14 protein-coding genes and 1 pseudogene are annotated in these 20,662 nt (G+C 69.6%); 7 read left to right on the plus strand and 8 right to left on the minus strand.

The features are described 5' to 3' along the window. The first annotated feature begins 291 nt into the window (after positions 1-291). Positions 292-638 (plus strand): annotated as a pseudogene (locus tag BTH_RS15310) (GFA family protein). Positions 639-765: 127 nt separating this feature from the next. Beyond that, positions 766-2,448 (plus strand): purple acid phosphatase family protein, encoded by a 1,683-nt coding sequence (locus BTH_RS15315; protein ID WP_009892847.1) that lies wholly within the window; start codon positions 766-768, stop codon positions 2,446-2,448. On the opposite strand, the gene BTH_RS15320 is transcribed toward BTH_RS15315, so the two are convergent. Genes BTH_RS15320 through BTH_RS34510 form a run of 3 tightly spaced genes read right to left on the minus strand, consistent with a single transcriptional unit; the run spans position 2,426 to position 6,078 of the window. Beyond that, a complete protein-coding gene (locus BTH_RS15320; RefSeq protein WP_009892845.1) occupies positions 2,426-4,306 on the minus strand; it encodes a histidine kinase in 1,881 nt (626 codons plus the stop codon). The genes BTH_RS15315 and BTH_RS15320 overlap by 23 nt on opposite strands. Before the next feature lie 28 nt (positions 4,307-4,334). Continuing rightward, a complete protein-coding gene (locus BTH_RS15325) occupies positions 4,335-5,789 on the minus strand; it encodes an HD domain-containing phosphohydrolase (protein ID WP_009892844.1) in 1,455 nt (484 codons plus the stop codon). 22 nt (positions 5,790-5,811) lie between these two features. Continuing rightward, a complete protein-coding gene (locus BTH_RS34510) occupies positions 5,812-6,078 on the minus strand; it encodes a hypothetical protein (protein WP_223297022.1) in 267 nt (88 codons plus the stop codon). A gap of 225 nt (positions 6,079-6,303) precedes the next feature. Between BTH_RS34510 and BTH_RS15330 the strand changes: the two genes are divergently transcribed. Beyond that, on the plus strand, positions 6,304-6,897 hold the full coding sequence (locus tag BTH_RS15330; RefSeq protein WP_009892842.1) for a DUF4142 domain-containing protein: 594 nt from the start codon (positions 6,304-6,306) through the stop codon (positions 6,895-6,897). A 168-nt stretch (positions 6,898-7,065) separates the two neighbouring features. Here BTH_RS15330 and BTH_RS15335 read toward each other — a convergent pair whose 3' ends face one another. Both BTH_RS15335 and BTH_RS15340 read right to left on the minus strand, forming a co-directional pair. Further along, the gene (locus BTH_RS15335) at positions 7,066-8,817 is read right to left on the minus strand and encodes a methyl-accepting chemotaxis protein (RefSeq protein WP_009892841.1); all 1,752 of its coding nucleotides are present in this window, start codon (positions 8,815-8,817) and stop codon (positions 7,066-7,068) included. Between the two features lie 613 nt (positions 8,818-9,430). After that, positions 9,431-11,191: a cholesterol oxidase substrate-binding domain-containing protein gene (locus BTH_RS15340; RefSeq protein WP_009892840.1), complete on the minus strand. Its 1,761-nt coding sequence runs from the start codon at positions 11,189-11,191 to the stop codon at positions 9,431-9,433. Positions 11,192-11,740: 549 nt separating this feature from the next. Between BTH_RS15340 and mnmH the strand changes: the two genes are divergently transcribed. Further along, positions 11,741-12,820, plus strand: coding sequence for a tRNA 2-selenouridine(34) synthase MnmH (mnmH, locus tag BTH_RS15350; protein ID WP_009892839.1), 1,080 nt, complete (start codon positions 11,741-11,743; stop codon positions 12,818-12,820). Between the two features lie 297 nt (positions 12,821-13,117). Here the strand turns inward: mnmH and BTH_RS15355 are convergent, their stop codons facing one another. From BTH_RS15355 to BTH_RS15365, 3 genes are all read right to left on the minus strand, one after another. Beyond that, positions 13,118-13,312, minus strand: coding sequence for a hypothetical protein (locus BTH_RS15355; RefSeq protein WP_009908497.1), 195 nt, complete (start codon positions 13,310-13,312; stop codon positions 13,118-13,120). A gap of 391 nt (positions 13,313-13,703) precedes the next feature. Next, positions 13,704-15,068 (minus strand): ABC transporter ATP-binding protein, encoded by a 1,365-nt coding sequence (locus BTH_RS15360; RefSeq protein WP_009892837.1) that lies wholly within the window; start codon positions 15,066-15,068, stop codon positions 13,704-13,706. Between the two features lie 8 nt (positions 15,069-15,076). Then, positions 15,077-16,810: an ABC transporter permease gene (locus BTH_RS15365; RefSeq protein WP_009892836.1), complete on the minus strand. Its 1,734-nt coding sequence runs from the start codon at positions 16,808-16,810 to the stop codon at positions 15,077-15,079. A gap of 372 nt (positions 16,811-17,182) precedes the next feature. Between BTH_RS15365 and BTH_RS15370 the strand changes: the two genes are divergently transcribed. From BTH_RS15370 to BTH_RS15380, 3 genes are read left to right on the plus strand one after another with little or no spacing between them, the layout of a single operon-like run. Next, complete coding sequence (locus BTH_RS15370) at positions 17,183-18,511, plus strand: erythromycin esterase family protein (RefSeq protein WP_009892835.1); 1,329 nt, start codon at positions 17,183-17,185, stop codon at positions 18,509-18,511. Between the two features lie 25 nt (positions 18,512-18,536). Beyond that, positions 18,537-19,214 (plus strand): dienelactone hydrolase family protein, encoded by a 678-nt coding sequence (locus BTH_RS15375; protein WP_009892834.1) that lies wholly within the window; start codon positions 18,537-18,539, stop codon positions 19,212-19,214. Next, complete coding sequence (locus tag BTH_RS15380) at positions 19,211-20,572, plus strand: nicotinate phosphoribosyltransferase (protein ID WP_009892832.1); 1,362 nt, start codon at positions 19,211-19,213, stop codon at positions 20,570-20,572. Before BTH_RS15375 ends, BTH_RS15380 begins: the two co-directional genes overlap by 4 nt. Positions 20,573-20,662 lie beyond the last annotated feature (90 nt).

Here is a 20,662-nt window from a genome sequence, read left to right on the forward strand (position 1 = left end):
TGCCGCGGCACGGCTTGTGCCTTTTGCGAGACCGTCGGCGGGCTGTCTGCTTGAATCACGCGTGAATCGTACAGCGGCGTCGCGCGAAAGTAGTATCGATCGCGACGTTGTGCACATAGTGAGCGCGGCGGCGCGCGAGTCGGGTCGGGTGCGATTTGTCGCCCGTCGCTCGCGGCTCGTCGCCCGGGCGGTTGCGATTCGCCCGGCCGGGCGTTACCGTACGCCACCGGCCGGTCGTCAGAGCGCGGCGCCGCCGCGCCGCCGCGCCGGAACCGATCCAAGGAGGCGACGATGCTTTACACCGGTGGCTGCCATTGCGGCAAGGTCAGGTTCGAGGTGGAAGGGGAGATCGACGCGGCGTGCGCGTGCAACTGCTCGATGTGCGTGCGCAAGGGTTCGCTGCTGTGGTTCGTGCCGCGCGACGCATTCCGCCTGAAAACGCCCGATGAGGACGCGGCGACCTATCTGTTCAACAAGCACGTGATCCGGCATCGGTTCTGCCCGACCTGCGGAATTCATCCGTTCGCCGAAGGCACGGACCCGAAGGCAACGCGATGGCGGCCGTCAACCTTCGCTGCGTCGACGGCCTCGATCTCGACGCGCTGAGCGTCCGGCATTTCGACGGACGCGCGCTCTGAGCGCTTCGCGCGTTGCGCTGACATCGTCGCGTCACGCATCCCGTCATAAGGTGTCGGCGCCGACGCGCACGGCGAACGCCGTTCGCGTCGTTTCCTTTCCGCAGACCTACCGACAACCGGACGAAACATGTCGAACAAGCCAGCCCCCGATGCGCCGCCGACCGAGCAGCCTTGCGCCGTCTCCCGCCGCGGCTTTCTCAAGTTCGCCGGCGTATCCGGGCTCGCGACCGCCGCGAGCGGCCTCGCGGCGGCGCGCGCAGCCGCTGCCGCGCCCGACGGCACGCCCGAGCAGATTCATCTGACCTGGGGCGACGCCGACGCGAACGAAGTCGTCGTGTCGTGGGCTTCGCTCGCGGCCGCGACGAACCCGCGCGTGCGCTTCGCGGGGCCGAACGAAGCGTGGCGAACCGCTCACGGCGTGCAGCGCACGTACACCGACGGCCTGAACGGCGAAGTCGTGTTCACGTATCACGCGCGGCTGCGCGGCCTGAAGCCGGGCGCGCGCTATCGCTACGAGGTCACGGCCGACAACGACGGCAACGCGGCGCAACCGTTCGCCGCGCACTTCGAGACCGCGCCGCGCGGCCGCGCGGCGTTTCGCTGGACGAGCTACGGCGACCTCGCGACGCCCAACACGGGCTGGGTGCTGTCGTCGCCGCAGAGCCGCTTCGCGGTGCAGGCGGTCGAGCGCTTCCAGCCGCTCTTTCACCTGCTGAACGGCGATCTCTGCTACGCGAACCTGAACCCCGCGCATCAGCCGGCCGTGTGGCGCGACTTCGGCAACAACAACCAGACGTCCGCCGCGAACCGCCCGTGGATGCCGTGCCCCGGCAATCACGAGATCGAGTTCCACAACGGCGCGCAGGGCCTCGATTCGTATCTCGCGCGCTACACGCTGCCCGAGAACGGCACGCGCTTTCCGGGCCGCTGGTACAGCTTTCGCGTCGGCGCGGTACTGTTCGTGTCGCTCGACGCGGACGACGTCGTCTATCAGGACGCGGCCGCGTTCGTCGCGGGGCCGAACCCGCTCGTGCCGGCGGCGAGCACCGGCAACGAGACGATCGCCCCCGGCACGTCGCTCTACGTGCGCGGCTACAGCCACGGCGAGCAGACGCGCTGGCTCGAGCAGACGCTGCGCCGCGCGTCGAACGATCGCGACATCGACTGGATCGTCGTGCAGATGCATCAGGACGCGCTCAGTTCGTCGAAGACGGGCAACGGCTCGGACAAGGGCATTCGCGAAGCGTGGCTGCCGCTTTTCGACCGCTACGGCGTGGACCTCGTGCTGTGCGGCCACGATCACGACTACGAGCGCAGCTTCCCGGTGCGCGGGTGCAATCATCGCGCGGGCGTCGACGCGGCGACGGGCGAGGTCGTCGATACGCTGCAGCCGCGCCCCGTCGTCACGACGGACCCGGCCGACGGCAAGTTCGACACGTCGCGCGGCACGATCCACATGATCCTCGGCGGCGGCGGCACGAGCGCGCCGCTCGACGTGTACGGCGAGAACCCGGCGACCGGGCTGCCGCAGGCGCGCGTGTTCACGAAGCCGAACCGGCCGGTGCCGGGCCCGGCGCCGAACACGTTCGTGCGCCGCGGCGCGGATGCCGTGGAGGACGCGATCTGGTCGGCGCGGCGCGACACCGGCACGGGCTACGGGATCGCGGTGTTCGATTACGAGCCGGGCGAGCACGGCGGCCACTCGACGATCACGGTGAACTACTATCACGCGCCGGGCGCCGACCAGAAGCCGACGGCCGAGTACGAGCTGTTCGAGACGATCGTGCTCAGCAAGCCGCGCCGCGCGTAAGCGGCGCCGCCGGCGCGGCGGCGCGCCCGATTGCGCGGGCCGCCGCGCGCACGGCGCTCGCGCGGCTCGCCTCGTCGCTAGTCTCATCGCTCGCCTCGTCGCTCGTCTGCGTCCGCGCGGCCGGGCCGGACTTGCGCCGGATCGGCAGCGTGACCGTAAACGTCGAGCCTCGTCCGATGCGGCTCTCGACGTCGATGCGCCCGCCGTGATGCTCGACGATGCCGTGCGAGATCGACAGCCCGAGCCCCGTGCCCTGGCCGACCGGCTTCGTCGTGAAGAACGGATCGAAGATCTTGCCGATCACGTCGTCCGGAATGCCCGCGCCCGTGTCGGCGATCGAGATTGACACGGTGTCGGCGTCGCACGTCGTGCGAATCGTGATCGTGCCGTGCGTGCCGATCGACTGCGCGGCGTTCACGAGCAGGTTCATGAACACCTGGCTCAACTGCGCGGCGTTGCATTCGACGAGCGGCAGGCGGCCGTATTCGCGCACGACGTCCGCCTTGTACTTGAGCTCGTTGTGGACGACGTTCAGCGTGCTCTCGAGGCTCGCGTGCAGATCGGCGAACGCCCACGCGTCGCCGCTCGGCCGCGAGAAATCGCGCAGGTCGCAGACGATGCGCCGCACACGCATCGCGCCGTCGATCGATTCGTCGATGAGCGCGATGATGTCGCCGCGCACGTAATCGAGATCGACGTCGCGCGCCACCGCGGCGAGCGGCGCGCGCGCATCGGGCCCGAGCGTGCTCGTCAGCGCTTCCTGCACGGCGATCACGTCGAGGAGACCTGCGACCCAGCTCTTCAGCGTGTTCAGGTTCGCGTTGACGAAGCCGATCGGGTTGTTGATCTCGTGAGCGACGCCCGCCGCGAGCTGGCCGATCGACGCGAGCTTTTCCGATTGCAGCAGTTGCACGTACGTTTCCTCGAGCCGCCGGATCAGGCGGCGCTGCTCCTCCTTCTCGTGCTCGAGACGCGCCTGCGCGGCCTTGCGTTCGTCGATCTCCTGCTCCATCTTCCTGCGCGTGCGCTGCAGCACGTGCGTCGTGCGCTCGTATTGCCGCAGCGCGCCTTCGAGCTCGCTCGTGCGCTTCGCGACGAGTTCCTCGAGCGCGTCGGTCATGCCGCGCAGGAACGCGGTGCGCGCGTCGAAGCGCGATACGACGAGCGTCGCGCTCAGGATCGTCACGGTGAAGAGCGCGATCGTCGCGCCGAGCCACGCGCCGCTGATCTCGCCCGCCGCGCCGCACACCGAGTTCGCCGCGAAGTGCGCGGCCGCCATCCCCGTGTAATGCATGCCGGTGATCGCGATGCCCATCACGCCCGCTGCGGCGATCCGCTTCGAGAGCACGCGCGGCTCGTTCTCGTTGCTCAGGCGATGCGCGATCCACAGCGCGGTCGTCGACGCGCCGATCGCAATCGCGATCGATGCGACGAACAACGTGAAGTCGTAGTCGATCGCGGGCTGCATCCGCAGCGCGCTCATGCCGGTGTAATGCATGCCCGCGATGCCGATCCCCATCAGCACGCCGCCCATCGCGAGCCGCTCGCGCGTGAGCGCGGCGCGCGTGAGCGCGTCGAGCGCGAAGTACGACACGATCACCGCGATCGCGAGGGATGCGAACGTGTAGCCGAAGTCGTAGCCGAGCGGGATCGGCAGCGAGAACGCGAGCATGCCGACGAAGTGCATCGCCCAGATGCCCGTGCCCATCGCGGCCGCGCCGCCCGCGAGCCACGCGCGCCGCATCCGGGGCTGGTCGAGAAGCGCGATGAGCGCGCTCAGGTCGAGCGCCGTATACGACGCGAGCGTCGCGATCGCGAGCGACAGCGTGACGAGCGGGAGATCGAAGGTTCCATGCATGGGCCGTTGGCGCTTGCCGGCGCGCGCGTCAGCATTCGTGTCCGGCTGCCGCCGCCGCCTCGGCGAGCGGCATCGTCTGGATCAGGATCGTGAACGGCGTGCTCTCCTGCGCCTCGTAGCGCCGCACGAGCGCGACCTGGTGGGCGGACACGACGCTGCCCTTGGTCATCAGCAGCACGCCGCGGCTCGTGCGCAGATCGTCGGCGAGCCGCATGCCTTCGAGCAACTGGCCGCCCGTGATCCGCGCATACGGCGTGTTGCAGCCGAGCGTCGCCAGGTCCTTCACGAGCGCGGCGAAGCGATCGACGATCTCCGGGTCGTAGCGCAGGCCCGCCTGCGACTTGATGAGCGCGATCGCCTGCTCGGGCTGCATACGCTGATTGACGACGCCGCCGCGCTGCAATCCCTCGTAGTCGCGCGCGATCGCAAGGATGCGCGAGCCGAGCGGGATATCGTCCCCCGCGAGGCCGTCGGGCGTGCCGCGCCCGTTGAAGCGCTCGTATTGATGGCGAATGATGTGCGAGACGTGATTGAGTTGCGCGACCGGCGTGAGCACCATCTGCGCGCGCAGCGGATGCTGATGGAACTGCCGGCTCTCTTCGGCGCTCATCCTGTCGATCGATTTGCGCAGCAGCTCGTCCGGCAGCGACAGCTTGCCGATCCCGTGCAGAAGCCCGGCGAAATGCAGATCCTGCGCCTGCAGCTCGCTCATGTCGGACGCGAGCGCGAGCCGCTTCGCGAGTTCGCCGATGCGCCGCGATTCGCCGCCCATCACGCCGCAGCGCAGCTCGATCATGTTCGCGCCGACCTGGATCATCGTCATGAAATTGCGCTTCAGGTCGCGCTGCGCGTCCTCGAGGAACATCACGGTCTGCCGGATCTCCTCGGTGCGCGCATGCACTTGCGCTTCGAGTTCGGTGCTGAATGCGAGGAGCTCCGCGTTCTGCTGCTGCGTGAGCGCGAAGAGGCGCGCGGTCTGCTGGCGCAGACGCCGTTGCTCGAGCGCCTGCTTGACCGTCAGCAGCAGGTCGTGATCGTCCCACGGCTTGTTCAGGTAGCGATACACGCCGCCTTCGTTGATCGCGCTCACGACCGCATCGATCTCGGAATAGCCCGTCAGCAGGATGCGCATCGTGTCCGGATGGAGCGCCTGCGCGCGCGCGAGGAATTCGGCCCCCGTCATGCCGGGCATCCGCATGTCGGAGATGATGAGGTCGGCTTCGCCGGCGGCGAGCACGTCGAGCGCCGCGGCGCCGCTCTCGGCCGTCACGACCTGGTAGCGCGCCGTGCGCAGCAGGCGCTTGAGCGCGGACAGGATGCTCGGCTCGTCGTCGACGATCAGGATCACGGGCACGGCGGGCGCGTCACCGTCGGCGCCCGCCGCGACGGCCGGCGCGGCGCCGTCGCAGCGCGCATCATCGGCCGCGCGGGGGGGCGGCGCATCCGGCGCGATGGGCGTTGTCGATTCCTCGGGTCCGTTCACGAAGCCTCCGTCTCAGTTTTTGTCATCGGCTAGCTGCGATATCGGCGCGCGGGCGCGCGCGCTTGAGCAAAAAAAATGGGGCGTAAGCGTATTTACCTAGCGCGCGTGCCCGCCGCGCCCGCGATGCGCGCGAACGGTGTGTGCGCGCCGAAAGAGTCGGCCAGACTGTTTCGGAAGCGCGCATCGATGCGCGCGTGATCGATGCAGGGACGCGGGCGCGATGCGCGCATGCCGAGCCGCGCGCGAACATGACGAGCGCGTCGTCGATGCCTGCGAGCATGATGCGCATGCTCGCGCGCCTTTCGTCTTACCTCCCGTTACACAATCGACACCGTCGTTGCACCTCGGTCTCGATGCGCCTCCTAGAATGCACTCGACGGGTTGCGCCGCGTCCGAGTCCGCAGCGGGTGCGCGCATGGCGAAGGCGTCGCACGCTTCGCCGCGCCGTGCCCGGCCCGCAGCGTCGCCACCCCGATCGTCGATCCGCTGATGACTTTCACCCTAAGGAGAACGTATGACTCGCCGCTCTACTTTTTCGCTCGCCGGCGCGTGTGCCGCCGCACTGTTCGCCTTCTCGGCCGCCGCATCCGCACAGAGCGCACCGGCGCCCGCGCCGGCGCAGCAGCGCCCCGAGGCCGCCGCCGACGCCGGCACGCGGCTGCATGAAGCCGATCAGGCCTTCGTCACCGATGCGACGAAGGCCGTGTCGACGCAGCGCGACGCCGCGCGCATCGCGAATTCGCGCTCGAACGACCGCGCCGTGAAGACGTTCGCCGAACGCGTCGCGGGCGACAACGAGAAGCTGTCGCAGGCGCTGCGGGCGGCGAGCCCGCGCGGCGTCGATGTGCCGCACAACGATCCGGACCCGGCCGTGCTCGACAGCATCAAGAACCTGCGCGGCGATGCGTTCGACAAGGCATACATCGAGCAGGTCGCGCTCGAGGGCAACCGCAAGACGTTGTCGGTGTTTCAGGCCGAGATCGCGTCCGGCCGCAATGAGCAGTTGAAGAATGCCGCTCGCAAGGGCTTGCCGATGATCCAGGCGCATTACCAACTGGCTCAGGCGCTCGCGAGCCGCAAGCATCTGGCGGGCGACGCCGCGAAGTGACGGCGGCGGCTCGCCGGGCGTCGCCGCGCTCGCGGCGGCACGCGCGGTAAATGCAGCCGGCGGAGCGGTCGCGCGCCGGGCATCCGGCGGGCGGGATCGCAAACGAACAGGCGGTGCGCGAGCGCCGCCTGTTTTCGTCTCGACGCCGCAACGCGCGGCGCATGCCGTTCAGAATGTCTGCCAATCCATATCCGCGTGCGCCGTCGTCCGGGCGGGGGCGTTCGCCGTCGATGCGCTCGCGAGCGCGGGAGACGGAGCCGGCGCCGCGCGCATCGCGGGCTGGTTCCGCGCGACGCTCGCGCGCTCGCGCATCGCATGCTCCGGCGCGGCTCGAGGCGCACGCGCATCGTCGCGCCGCGCGTGCGCGCGCCCGTTCAGGCGAAACACGGCCACCGCATCGACGAGCCGCTGCGTGCGGCGTTTCAGCTCGTCGGCGGTCGTCGCCGATTCCTGCACGAGCGCGGCGTTCTGCTGGGTCATCTTGTCCAACTGCGTCACGGCGACGTTGACCTGGCCGATCCCGTCGGACTGCTCGCGCGTCGCCGAGCTGATCTCGCCGATCAGGCCCGCGACCCGCGCGACCTGCGAGCGGATATCGTTCATCGCTTCGCCCGCCTGATCGACGAGTGCGCTGCCCGCCGCGGTCTTCTGCGCGCTGTCGTGGATCAGCGCCGCGATCTCTTTCGCCGCGTTCGCGCTGCGCTGCGCGAGCGTGCGCACTTCGGCCGCGACGACCGCGAAGCCGCGCCCTTGCTCGCCGGCCCGCGCCGCCTCGACGGCCGCGTTCAGCGCGAGGATGTTCGTCTGGAACGCGATGCTGTCGATCACGCCGATGATCTCGCTGATCTTGCGGCTCGACGCACTGATCTCGCCCATCGTGGCCACCACTTTGCCGACCACCGCGTCGCCTTTCTCGGCCGCTTCGCTCGTCGAGCCGGCGAGCTGGCTCGCCTGCGTCGCGGTATCCGCGTTGTTGCGCACCGTCGCCGTCATCTGTTCCATCGACGCGGCGGTTTCCTCGAGGCTCGCGGCCGCCTGCTCGCTGCGGCCGCTCAGATCGTCGTTGCCCGCGGTGATCCTGCCGCTCGCGCTCTGCAGGCCGGACAACTGCTCGCTCACGTCATCGACGAGCGAGCGCAGATTGAGCCCGGCCTGATTGACCGCGCGCATGATCATGCCGATTTCGTCGACGCGATTCAGATGGACGTTGTCGCCCGCCTGGCCCGCCGCGACCGCGAGCGATTGCTTCAGCACGCGTTGCAGCGGCCCGGTGATCTGCGCGGCGAGCCAGAACTCCGCGAGCAGCAGCAACACCGTTTCGGTGGCGGCGAAGCCGTCGAGCATCACGCCGTGCAGCCCGCAGAGGAACGCCGTCCATGCGGAGCCGGCGAGGAGCGTGAGCAGCGCCGCGCGGACGCGCCAGCGCGCGCTGATCGTTTGCGGCAGCGACATCCAGCCGAGGAGCCCGGTGCGCACGATGAGGCCCTGATGAAACTTCCTGCCGCGCGCGCGGTGCTCGCGCAAGTCGCGATAGAGCGCGTCTGCTTGCGCGATTTCCTCGCGCGACGGTTTCGTGCGCACCGACATGTAGCCGACGAGCTGCCCGTTGCGGATCACGGGCGTCGCGTTCGCGCGCACCCAGTAGTGATCGCCGTTCTTGCGGCGGTTCTTGATGACCGCCGTCCACGAGCGGCCGGATTTCAGCGTCGCCCACATGTCGGCGAACGCCTCGGCCGGCATGTCGGGATGACGAACGAAATTGTGCGGCTCGCCGATGATTTCGTCGCGCTCGAATCCGCTCACCTGGATGAACGCCGCGTTTGCGTACGTGACGTAGCTCTGGGGATCGGTCGTCGACATCAGCGTCGCATCGTCGGGAAAGTCGAATTCCCGCTGGGTCACTGGAAGATTGGCGCGCATGAAAGTCTCTCTCCGTAAGATCGGCAACGTCGTGTGTCGCGGGCGCGGCGGATGCGCAATGCGGCAGCATGAACGGGTTTACGGACGATTTCGCGAGAGCTGAGTCGGTGGAATCCATGACGTCCGCTTGATCTGGGTCAACGCATGCGCAATCGTTTGCGAATCGGCGCGAGGGCGAAATAAAACTATCGGATTCCAAATTGTCCGGGCGTCGGCGTCGGCGTCGGCGTCGGTTTCGGCATAGGCGCGGGCAGCGTTGCGATCGCGGCGAGCGCGATCTGCTCGGTGACGACGCCGGCCGCGAGGCGGTGGTTTGCGGTGATTGGCCCCGGGCAGCTTCGTCATCACGCAGACGGGCGGCGCGCACGGCGGCGAGCCGCAGCCTGCGCCGCGTTACGACGCCGTCGGGATCAGCGCGAAGCGCGGCGTGCGCGCCACCAAGAGGCTCGCTGCCGGGCGCGCATGCGCGCGGGCGAGGCCGGCGCGAGCACGGTACGCGCCGCATCCGCCGATGTCGCGCGCCGTTCGTCGCGCGCGTAACGGCGACGCGCCCGCGCGGCCATCGCGTCGCGCACCAAGGTGGGCGAGCGCGACGAACGGCGCGGCGGGCGTATCAACCCATCAGCCGGTCGAGCAGCGGCGATGAAAACACGCGCCGCGGATCGTAGCGCTCGAGCGTGCGCAGCGCCGCGTCCCAGTTATCGGCCGGCGACAGCCCCAGGCGGAACAGATCCGGAATCGTCGTGCCGAGCATCGCGCCGTCGCTCCATGCGGCGGTGTCCGCGTAGCCCCAGCCCTTCGACCATTCCGGCCGCACGGTCGCGTAATCGCCGCTGTAGTTCGACAGCATCCACTGCTCGATCTCGCGATAGAAGCGGTTCGCGTCGGGCGTGCCCGGTATCGTCAGGATGTCGAACCAGATCGCCGCGTTCCAGTCGGGATGGTCGGGCCGCGGCCGGATCGCGGACAGCGACGGCGGCACCGCGCCCGGCCCGACGTCGGCGGGCGTATCGACGCCCGTCACGCGGATCTCGACGGGGCCGTTCACCGGATAGCGGCCCGCCGCGCGATAGTCGGCGATCCGCTGCCGATACGCGCCGACGAACTCGTTGATCGCGCGCTGCACGTTCTCGCGGCGCGTGAGCACCGCATAGCCGTTCGCGGTCACGCGCAGCGTCGTCGGCCGCACGTAGTGCAGCACCGAGCGCGACCATCCCCACAGATTCGTCCGCGGCCCGAAGATGTTTGTCAGGCCGAGATACGTGATCGTGTACTGCGTTTTTCCGAAGAGCGGCGCCAGCTGGATTTCGCCGTTCAGCACGATGCGGCTCACCAGATCGGACACATGCTGCGATATCGAATCGGAAAACGGATAGTTGTACGGCTGATCGACGACGCGCGCGCCGGACGGCCGGGTCGGCCGGACGGTCCATACCTTCAGCCACGGATAGTCGGTAAACGGAAACCAGATCGCCTCGATGCGCCCCGAGCGCCGCACGAACGATTCGACGGTTCGGCCCCGCGAACCCGCCGGGGCGAACAGTTCGGAGGCCGGAATGTCGACGAAGCTCTCGCATTGCAGCCGCTGATTCGCGCCGACCTGCAACGTCGCCTCGACGACGAACGCGCGGCCGACGTGCGCGAGAAACGGGCCGATGTCCGGATCGGTGCGATCGAACGTGCGAAGCGCGTAGCGGCCCGACGATGCGTCGTGGACGACCGCGGTCAGCGCGAGCACCGCATTGCTGAGCGAGCCGTACGTATGCCCGGGCGTGCGCGTCTCGTCCGCCGCCGGCAGCGCGGTGCCGTGCGCGCCAATTGCGAGCGCGCCGCCGAGCGTGATGTCGCCGGGCGCGGGCGCCGCCGCCATTCCGAGCCCGTGCTGCTCGAGCGTCGCGAGCAGCGTGTCGAGCGATACGCCCGCTTGCGCGACGACGCGCGCGGGCGTCGCCGACGCGTCGACGGACACAGCGGTCAGATGCGTCGTCGTGTCGACGAGAATCGTGCGCTCGCTCGCTCCGTTGCCGGCGACCGTGAGCGGCGACCAGTTGTGCATGTGGCCGAGCGGCCGTGCGCGATAACCGTTGGAGGCCGCCCAGTTGACGATCGCGACGACGTCGGCGGGCGTCGCGGGCACGGCGGTCCACAGGTCCGCTACCGCGATCTCGCCGCTCCAGTTGCGAAACGCCTGCTTGTGGAGCGGGATGTCGGCGGGAAAATTCGGCGGCGCCGCGCCCGCGGGTTGCGCATGGGCGGGAATCGGCCGAATCGGCGTCCATCCGGCGACGACGCCAGCGCCGGCGAGGCGCGCGATGTCGCCGAGAAACGCGCGGCGGCGAACGCGCGAAGCCGGATCTCCAAGGATCTTTTTCATGGGCTTTTCGAAAGTTGATGGATTGCGCAATGTCGGAGTGAAACTTTTCAGTGAATCGAAATGCGTTTCCCTCTTTAGCCGCGTGCTTGTTGTTCGAAGCGCGTGATTGTTTTGGAGAAGATTGTGGCCGGCCGACCGAAAGTCATTGGATGATAGGTGGCAACGCGCATGCGTCAAGCGAATCGATGCGTCGACCGTGCGGGGGAAAAAGACAGGTGGCCGAGGCGGAGCGGCCGCGCCGAATCAATGTGAATCGAAACGAATCAACGCGGCCCGGTGTGAATCGACAGGCGCATGCCGCCGGTGTTGCGGCGGCATGCGCTCTCCGGGAGAGGACGCGGCATGCGCGGGCGATGCGCGCGCGGCGCGCTTCGCTCGGCGCCGGAAGCCGTGCGGCCTGCACGGCGCGCGCTCGAGCGGTGTTCCGCCGATGCTCAACGGCCGTTGCACGGCGGCCGTGCCCGTTCGACCGCGTTGGGCGGCGTGCCGCGCGTGAGATAATCGCGCTTCCACCGCCAGCGATGATGCGGCCCCGCCGCGCCCGATACGTTGAATCTCCAACCTGTTTCCCTCGACCAGATCGACGATTTCGACGAGATCGTCGACGTCCGCACGCCGCTCGAATACGCGGAGGACCACATTCCGGGCGCGCTGAACGCGCCGGTTCTCAGCAACGAGGAGCGCGTGATCGTCGGCACGATGTACAAGCAGGTGTCGCCGTTCGAGGCGACGCGCATCGGCGCGGCAATGGTCGCGCGCAACATCGCCGCGCATCTCGACACGACGTTCGCCGACCGTCCGCGCAACTGGCGGCCGCTCATCTATTGCTGGCGCGGCGGCAAGCGTTCCGGATCGATGACGGTCTGGTTCAACATGATCGGCTGGCGCGCGCGGCAGCTCGACGGCGGCTACAAGACGTATCGCCGTTCGGTTGTCGACGCGCTCGGCCAACTGCCCGCCGCGTTCCGCTATGTCGTGCTGGCGGGGCATACGGGAAGCGGCAAGACGCGGCTGCTGCACGCGCTCGCGCAGGCGGGCGCGCAGACGCTCGATCTCGAGGCGCTCGCCGCGCACCGCGGTTCGCTGCTCGGCGCGCTGCCGAGCGGCGAGCAGCCGTCGCAGAAGGCCTTCGATACGGCGCTCGTCGGCGCGCTGCGCGGCTTCGATCGCGAACGGCCGGTGTTCATCGAAGCGGAGAGCCGGCGCATCGGCGCGATCACGCTGCCGCTCGCGCTGCTGACCGGCATGCACGCGGCGGATTGCGTGAATGTCGAGACCGCGCGCGAAGAGCGCGTCGAGCTGTTGTTGCAGGACTACGGGCATCTGTTCGATCAGACCGCGTTCTTCAAGGTCCAGCTCGAGAAGCTCGTGCCGCTGCATGGGCATGCGCGGATACGCAAGTGGCACGAGATGCTCGACGAAGGGCGGCGCAGCGAGCTGTTCGAGGAACTCGTCGACGTTCACTACGACCCCGCCTATACGCGCAGCAGCGGCGCGCACTTCACCCGCCTGCCGCAGGCCGAGCGTTTCCCGTTCCGGCCGACCGCGCGCGACGTCGTCGAGCAGGCGCGGGCTTTGCTCGCGCATCTCGATGCGGCGGGCGCGAGCGCCTGCGGCAAGCGGGCCTGATCGGCGCATCGCCCGAATGCGGCACGCGGTGCGTGCGGTTCGAGATGGGCGCTGCATCGTGCGAGGCGATCGTTGTCGCGGCCGCCGTGCTTCGTGTCGCTTCGCGAATTCGTAAGCGATCGTTGCGTTGACGCGTGACGCGTGACGCCCGCGCGAGTATCGAACGATCGCCCGGCGATCCTGACCATCGATATTCGACGGGCGTTTGGGACGCGTGCCCGGGCAATGCGCTCGCGCGCCCGCGTTCGCTCGCGCGGCGTTCTTGTCGCCGGCTCTGTCCAGCCGCAGCCGCGTTCGTCAATGCTCGGTCGAATCGCCGCCGCCGGGCGGCGCGGACTGCCCAGGCGTATCGCCGCCGCCGGGCGCGTCCGGCGCCGATGCGCCCCCGTCCTGCTTCTTGAGGGTGTGCTCGACCGCATGTTGGGCGGCCGGCACGACGACGGTCGGAAAGAGCACCGCGAGGGCGACCCACAGCACGACACCTGCAACCATGATCGATCTCCGGAAGAATCGCGCGGCACCGGCGCGCGCATCGGTGTGAATCGATGGCGCGCGGATGCCGCGTGCGGATGCGTCGGCGCCGCGCGTGTCGATGTCGGACGAACGCGCGTCGTGCCGACGCGCGCCGTGCGGGCCGCGCCGCGCTCGACCCGGGCGGCCGATGGATGACTCGATGCATCCGCAAGACGCACGCGCGGCCGTCGCGCTCGCACCGATATCGTGCAAGCCGCACGCAGGGCGGCACGGGAAACGCCGGCTCGCCCGGCGCAACGCGCGTGACGGGATACCGCGATCACTGTACGGGCAACGCCGCGCCGCCGTTTGATCGAACTCAATCGGACCGGAAAACGCTCGGACTGCGAAGCGACGGCGTGAACGGGCGCTAGCCGTGCGCGTCGTCCTCGTCGCGGCGGAACACGCGCGCGTCGTCGTCATAGTCGTAGAGGCCCGCGAAGCGTCCCCAATCGATCGCGACGCGCAGCGTATTCGCCGCATCGAGCGGATTCAACCGGTCGAGCAGTTCGAGCTCGAAGCGCTCGCGCGGCGCCTGATGGCCGGCGCGCTCGTCGAGCACCTGGCGGATGTGCGCGGCGAGCGGAACGAAGTGCTCGAGATGCTCGCGAAACAAGCGCTTGCGCTCGCCCGCGTCGCCCTGCGCGTACACGCGGCCCGCGGCCGTGAGTCGCAGCGCGCCGTCGCGCAGCTCGGCGAACTCGAGCACATGCAGCGCGGCGGCGAGCGGCAGCAAATCGTTGATCGGCATCGCGAGCGCGGACGCGAGCCGCGGCAATTCCGCGCAGCCGTCGCGCGCATGCCGGACGAACGCGTCGACGAAGCCGTCGAGCCGGTGGCTCGACACGTTCGGCAGCCGTTGCGCCGGAACCCCAGGCTTGCCGTTTCGTGCGGCGACCGCATCGGCGATGCGCGACGTGAGCGCGGCGTAGATGTCGTCGACGATGCGCTGCAGTTCCGGATCGAGCCGGTTGCGCGGATGGCCGAGCGGAATCGGCACCTCCGCGAGGATGTGGCCGGGGTGCGCACCGAGCACGAGAATCCGGTCGCACATCAGCACCGCTTCCTCGATGTTGTGCGTGACCATCAGCACCGCGTCGATCGGCAACTGGCGCGCGTGCCAAAGATCGAGAAAATCGGTGCGCAGCGTGTCGGCCGTCAGCACGTCGAGCGCGGAGAACGGTTCGTCCATCAGGAGCAGCGACGGATCGCCGACGAGCGCGCGCGCGAAGCCGACGCGCTGGCGCATGCCGCCCGACAGCTCGCGCGGATACGCGGATTCGAACCCGTCGAGCCCGATCAGCGCGATCGCGGACATCACGCGTGCGCGCGCTTCGTCCGGCGGCACACGAATCGCGTCGAGCCCGAGCTCGACGTTCTCGCTGACCGTGAGCCACGGATAGAGCGCGAACGTCTGGAACACCACGCCAATGCCGGCCGCGGGGCCTTCGAGCGGCGCGCCGCGATATTCGACGCGCCCGCTGCTCGGCTTCACGAGTCCCGCCGCGATGCGCAGCAGCGTCGACTTGCCGGAGCCCGAGCGGCCGAGCAGGCCGAGGATCTCGCCTTCGCGGACCGTCAGGTCGATGTCGGCGAGCACGGGCAGCGCCGCGCCCGACGGCTTCGCGAACGACATGCTGACGCCGTGCAGCGCGACGACGGGCGCGCGGGCGTCGCGCGCGTCGCTATCGAAGGCGGGAGGCTGGGCGGAGGCGGGGCGCGTCGGCGTGGACATGGCGTCACCTAGTCGAGACGGGAGCGGCGTTCGGCGAACGCATAGAGCGGCCGCCACATCAGACGATTCATCGCGATCACGAGCAGCGACATCGCGGCGACGCCGAGCGCGATCCGCGGATAGTCGCCCGCCGCGGTCGTCCGAGCGACGTACGCGCCGAGGCCGGACGCGTCGAGCGTCGTCGGTCCCCAGCCGACCAGCTCCGATACGATGCTCGCGTTCCATGCGCCGCCCGACGCGGTGATCGCGCCCGTCACGTAGTACGGCAGGATGCCGGGCAGCACGATCTCGCGCCACCATGTGGGCGTGCGCACGCGCAGGCTCGCCGCCGCTTCTTTCAGATCGTCGGGAAACGCGCTCGCGCCGGCGATCACGTTGAACAGGATGTACCACTGCGTGCCGAGGATCATCAGCGGACTGAGCCAGATCGCGGGCGCGAGCCTGAAGCGCACGATCGCGAATACCGCGAGCGGGAACAGCAGGTTCGCGGGGAACGCGGCGAGGAACTGCGCGACGGGCTGCACGAGGGCGGTCGCGCGAGGCCGCAGTCCGATCAGCACGCCGGCCGGCACCCAGACGGCCGTCGCGATGCCGATCAGCACGAGCACGCGCGCGAGCGTGAGCGCGCCGTTGCGCGCGACGTCGGCGACGTCGGACCACGACAGCGCGGGCGCCGCGATTCGCAAGAGCGCGGCGCCGGCATAGAGGGCGCCCGCCGCGCATAGCGAAAACCAGACGACGCGCCCGGCGCGCCGCGACAGCGAGCGCTCGCGCGCCGACAGGCGCACGCCGAGCGACAGGCGCGCGCGCGCCGCGCGATGCAGCATCGCGCCGAGCGGCGCGCCGACGCGTTGCGGCAGGCTCGCGCGATGCAGCAGATCCAGAAGCCAGCTGCGCGGCGCGGGGCCGCTCACGGTCTGATCGCAGCGGAACTTGTGCGCCCATGCGACCATCGGCCTGAACAGCAACTGATCGTAGAGCACGATCGCGATCGTCATCGCGGCGATCGCGAAGCCGATGGCGGCCAGGTTGCGCTCGGCGATCGCGCGCGCGACGTAGGCGCCGACGCCGGGCAGCGCGATGCGCAGATCGCCGACGGAGATCGCCTCCGACGCGACGACGAAGAACCAGCCGCCCGACATCGACATCATCGCGTTCCACACGAGGCCCGGCATCGCGAACGGCACCTCGAGCCGCCAGAAGCGCTGCCAGCCCGTGTGCCGCAGGCTGCGGCTCGCCTCGTCGAGATCGCGCGGCACCGTGCGCAGCGACTGATAGAAGCTGAACGCCATGTTCCACGCCTGGCTCGTGAAGATCGCGAAAATCGCCGCGAGCTCCGCGCCGAACGTGCTGCCGGGCGCGATCGACAGGAAGAACACGACGGTGAACGACAGGTAGCCGAGAATCGGCACCGACTGCAGCACGTCGAGAAGCGGGATCAGCACGGCCTCCGCCGCGCGGCTTTTCGCGGCGAGGCTCGCGTATGCGAACGTGAACACGAACGACGCGCCGAGCGCGGCGAGCATGCGCAGCACGGTGCGCAGCGTGTAGCCCGGCAGCGCGAGCGGCGACAGCGAGATCGCCTCGGGCCGCGCGGCTCCGAGCGGCAGCGCCATCTGGCGCGCGCCGGAGCCGAGCACGACGATGAGCGCGAGCACGAGCAGCAGCGCGACCGCGTCGCGCCATCCGAGCGTGCGCAGTCGCCAGCGCCCGCTGGTCAGCAGGTCGGCATGATGCTCCATGGCCACCTCGGTTCGAATGGTCGCGCACCATCGTCGGCGAAGGCGCGGCGCGCGCGCTTGACGTGCGTCAAAGGCGTCGCAGCGCGGTTCGTTCTACGCCGCGCGCGGCGCCGTCCCGCACAGGCCGGAAATGAAGCGCGCGCATGCGTGCGGATCGGGTTATTCGCACTGCAACTTCCGCGCGGAGCGCGTAAATTGAAAGAGACGCGCCGTTCGTGAGCGACGGCGCGACCGCGGCCGAGATCGTTGACACAACGCAACGTTTCGGCGAAGCCGCGGTCGACAATGACCAGTCAGCCGCCCTGCGCGGCGTCGCGCGACGGCACGCCGCGAACGACGCGCGGCGCCGCGGCGGTCGTCAGGAGACGATTCATGCATCCTGCGAAAACGCCCTTTCTCGCCGTGCGGGATCTCGCGCGCCGGTTGCGCGGCGATGCGGCCGATTTCGATGCGTTGATCGACATGGCCGACGATGCCGACGTGGTGCTGCTCGGCGAATCGACGCACGGCACCGACGAGTTCTACCGGATGCGCGCGCGGATCACCGCGCGCCTCGTCGACGAATGCGGTTTCGACACCATTGCGATCGAGGGCGACTGGCCCGACGCGTGGCGCGTGAATCGCTACGTGCAGGGCGACGCCGCGATCGCGGATGCGGATGCGGCGCTCGCGGACTTTACGCGTTTTCCCGCATGGATGTGGCGCAATCGCCCGATGCGCGAATTCGTCGGATGGCTGCGCGAGCGCAACGCGACGCTGCCGCGGCAATCGCGCTCGGGCGTCTACGGGCTCGACCTGTACAGCCTGTATCGCTGCGCCGACGCGGTGATCCGCTATCTCGACGACGTCGATCCCGGGCAGGCCGAGCTCGCGCGGCAGCGCTACGCGGCGCTCGATCACGTGCGCGAGCCGAGCGCATACGGCTACGCGGTCGCCTCCGGCGCGCGGCCCGCCGCGACGGCCGGCGCGCTCGAGCAACTGCGGCAATTGCGCGAGCGCGAAGCGGCGTATCTCGCGCACGACGGCATCGACGCGCTCGATGTGCTCGATGCGCAATTCTTCGCGGAGCACAACGCGCAGGTCGTCGTCAATGCGGAAGCCTATTACCGCGCGATGTTCGGATCGCGCGCGAACACGTGGAATCTGCGCGACGCGCACATGCGCGACACGCTGTTCGCGCTGCGCCGCCATCGCGTGCGCGGCGGCGGCGCCGGGCGCGCGGTCGTGTGGGCGCACAACTCGCACGTCGGCGACGCGCGCGCAACCGAGATGCACCTGCGCGGCGAATGGACGCTCGGCCAGCTCGTGCGCGAGGCGCTCGGCGAGCGCGCACTGTCGATCGGCTTCACCGCGTACACGGGCCACGTGTCGGCCGCGTCGCACTGGGACGGCGACGTCGAGCAGAAATGGATGCGCCCCGCGCTGCCCGGCAGCTACGAACATCTGTTTCACGCGACCGGGCTCGACCGCTTCTTCCTGCCGCTGCGCGAGACGGTCGCGCAGCCGCTCGGCGAAGCGCTGCTCGAGCGCGCGATAGGCGTGATCTATCTGCCGCAGACGGAGCGCGGCAGCCACTATTTCGTGTCGTCGATCACGGGACAGTTCGACGCGCTGTTCCATCTCGACGAAACGAGCCCGCTCGAACCGCTCGCGCCGCCCGGCGCGTGGCATCCGCGCGAGGAGCCGGTGTCCGCGCCGTGACGGCGAAGCGGACGTGGAGAAGGCAATGCAGATTCAGGAAGTACGGATACCTATCGGAAAAGTCGAGCTGAACGGGCTGCTCGCGGTGCCCGAACGTGCGTCCGGCATCGTCGTGTTCGCGCACGGCAGCGGCAGCAGCCGGCTCAGCCCGCGCAATCAGGAAGTCGCGGCGGTGCTGCAGCGTGCGGGGCTCGCGACGCTCCTGTTCGATTTGCTGACGATCGAGGAGCAGCGGCGCGACGCGGTGACGGCCGAGTACCGGTTCGCGATCGCGTTTCTCGCGCGCCGGCTCGTCAGCGCGCTCGACTGGCTGCGCGAGCGGCCGGATGTCGGCGGGCTGCCCGTCGGCCTGTTCGGTGCAAGCACGGGCGCGGCGGCGGCGCTGATCGCGGCGAATGCGCGCGGCCGCGCCGTGCGCGCGGTCGTCTCGCGCGGCGGGCGCCCCGATCTCGCGGGCGACGCGCTGCCGCGCGTGCGCGTGCCGACGCTGCTCATCGTCGGCGAGCGCGACGACGAAGTGCTCCGGCTGAACCGCGTCGCGGCCGGCTGGCTGATCGGCGAATCGAAGCTCGTCGTCGTGCCGGGCGCGACGCACCTGTTCGAGGAGCCGGGCACGCTCGACGAAGTCGCGCGCGTCGCGGCCGACTGGTTCGTCGCGCATCTCGGCGACGGCCGGCGGCCGCCCGAAGGGACGCGAAGATGACGAAGCCCGTGCGCGACGGCGCGCTGCTCGCCGACCTGTACGAATTCACGATGCTGCAGTCGTATTTCGATTGCGGGATGAACGACACGGCGACGTTCGAGCTCTTCGTGCGCAAGCTGCCCGCGCATCGAAACTTCCTGATGGCGGCGGGGCTCGAGCAGGCGCTCGATTATCTGGCGGCGCTTGCGCTCGAGCCCGACGAGATCGAGGCGCTCGCGAGCACGGGGCTCTTCAGCGACGGCTTTCTCGCATCGCTCGAATCGCTGCGCTTCACGGGCTCGGTGCGCGCGATGCGCGAAGGCACGGTGTTCTTCGCCGACGAGCCGATCCTGCAAGTCACCGCGCCGATGCGCGAGGCGCAACTGATCGAGAGCCGCGTGATGAACCTGCTGCATTACGAATCGATCGTCGCGAGCAAGGCCGCGCGCGCGGTGCTCGCGGCGCCCGGCAGGACGCTCGTCGATTTCGGGCTGCGCCGCGCGCACGGCGCCGAGGCCGCGCTGCTGTCGGCGCGAGCGAGCTACGTCGCGGGCTTCGCGGGCACGGCGACGCTGCTCGCCGGCTTGCGCTACGGGATTCCGACGTACGGCACGATGGCGCATTCGTATGTGCAGGCGCACGACGACGAATCGCTCGCGTTCGAGCATTTCGCACGCTCGTTCCCGCGCAACGCGATGCTGCTCGTCGACACATACGACACCGAGGCCGCCGTGGGCAAGGTCATCGACGTGGCGAGGAAGCTCGCGCGCGAAGGCGTCGAAGTGAAGGGCGTGCGGCTCGACAGCGGCGATCTCGCGCAGCACGCGATGCGCGTGCGCGCGATGTTCGATCGCGCGGGGCTCGACCGGGTGACGATCTTCGCGAGCGGCAATCTCGACGAGTACAGGCTCGCCGAGTTGATCGGCAAGGGCGCACCGATCGACGGCTTCGGCGTGGGCACGCGAATGAACACGTCGGCGGACGCGCCGTATGCGGACTGCGCGTACAAGCTGACCGAATACGCGGGCGTGCCGCGCCGCAAGCGCTCGGAGGGCAAGGCAACGTGGCCCGGGCGCAAGCAGGTGTACCGCCGCTATCGCGACGACGGCCTGCTCGACGGCGATTGTCTCGCGCTGCATGACGATGTGCGCCCGGGCGTCGCGCTGCTCGCGCCGGTGATGATCGCCGGCGAGCGCGTCGCGCCCTCGCCGAGCCTTGCCGACGTCCGCGCGCACGCGCGCGCGCAGCTCGACGCGCTGCCCGCGGCGTTGCGCGATCTCGCGCGCGCGGCCGAGTATCCGGTCGCCGTGACCGGCACGTTGACGGCGCTCGCGCAACGGCTCGACTCGCCGGCGGCGGGCGATGCGTCGCGCGCGTAGCGCGGCGCGCGCGGGCCGCGCTACGCGCATTGGCGCGAATCGTCGCCGGTCGCCGCATGCATCGGTATGCAGTCGAACGGGCCGCAGGGG

The sequence above is a fragment of the Burkholderia thailandensis E264 genome, assembly GCF_000012365.1.
GTDB classification, from domain to species: Bacteria; Pseudomonadota; Gammaproteobacteria; order Burkholderiales; family Burkholderiaceae; genus Burkholderia; species Burkholderia thailandensis.

What these genes read in the sequence shown, in the direction of transcription:
- BTH_RS15360 (WP_009892837.1), bottom strand. Translation starts at nt 15,068, where the DNA reads ATGTCCACGCCGACGCGCCCCGCCTCCGCCCAGCCTCCCGCCTTCGAT.
- BTH_RS15355 (WP_009908497.1), bottom strand. Translation starts at nt 13,312, where the DNA reads ATGGTTGCAGGTGTCGTGCTGTGGGTCGCCCTCGCGGTGCTCTTTCCG.
- BTH_RS15375 (WP_009892834.1), top strand. Translation starts at nt 18,537, where the DNA reads ATGCAGATTCAGGAAGTACGGATACCTATCGGAAAAGTCGAGCTGAAC.
- BTH_RS15365 (WP_009892836.1), bottom strand. Translation starts at nt 16,810, where the DNA reads ATGGAGCATCATGCCGACCTGCTGACCAGCGGGCGCTGGCGACTGCGC.
- BTH_RS15330 (WP_009892842.1), top strand. Translation starts at nt 6,304, where the DNA reads ATGACTCGCCGCTCTACTTTTTCGCTCGCCGGCGCGTGTGCCGCCGCA.
- BTH_RS34510 (WP_223297022.1), bottom strand. Translation starts at nt 6,078, where the DNA reads ATGCGCATCATGCTCGCAGGCATCGACGACGCGCTCGTCATGTTCGCG.
- BTH_RS15335 (WP_009892841.1), bottom strand. Translation starts at nt 8,817, where the DNA reads ATGCGCGCCAATCTTCCAGTGACCCAGCGGGAATTCGACTTTCCCGAC.
- BTH_RS15380 (WP_009892832.1), top strand. Translation starts at nt 19,211, where the DNA reads ATGACGAAGCCCGTGCGCGACGGCGCGCTGCTCGCCGACCTGTACGAA.
- BTH_RS15315 (WP_009892847.1), top strand. Translation starts at nt 766, where the DNA reads ATGTCGAACAAGCCAGCCCCCGATGCGCCGCCGACCGAGCAGCCTTGC.
- BTH_RS15370 (WP_009892835.1), top strand. Translation starts at nt 17,183, where the DNA reads ATGCATCCTGCGAAAACGCCCTTTCTCGCCGTGCGGGATCTCGCGCGC.
- BTH_RS15340 (WP_009892840.1), bottom strand. Translation starts at nt 11,191, where the DNA reads ATGAAAAAGATCCTTGGAGATCCGGCTTCGCGCGTTCGCCGCCGCGCG.
- BTH_RS15320 (WP_009892845.1), bottom strand. Translation starts at nt 4,306, where the DNA reads ATGCATGGAACCTTCGATCTCCCGCTCGTCACGCTGTCGCTCGCGATC.